The organism is Neisseria sp. P0009.S007 (assembly GCF_051962515.1).
In genome coordinates, this window is sequence record NZ_JBQCVF010001050.1 from 1 (window position 1) to 288 (window position 288).

Sequence of the window (288 nt, forward strand, 5' to 3'; positions counted from 1 at the left end):
GCCGCCATTATTGGAAACGACCAATGCATCCGCGCCGCTTTTCGCTGCTTTTTCCGCGTCTTCAGGTTCCATAATGCCTTTAATAATCAACTTGCCGCCCCACAAATCCTTAATGCGCGCTACATCGTCCCAGCTCAGACGCGGGTCGAATTGTTCGGAAGTCCACGAAGACAGTGAAGACAAATCGCCTACGTTTTTCGCATGACCGACGATATTGCGGAAGGTGCGGCGTTCCGGGTTCAGCATTTTCATACACCATTCCGGGTTGGTCGCCAAATTGATTAAATT

The 288-nt window shown here is 50.3% G+C and carries 1 protein-coding gene; it reads right to left on the bottom strand.

Annotated features, from left to right (window positions below; genetic code table 11):
- Positions 1–288: alpha-hydroxy-acid oxidizing protein (locus tag ACTHS3_RS17705; RefSeq protein ID WP_440368729.1), on the bottom strand; the 288-nt coding region annotated here is incomplete at both ends.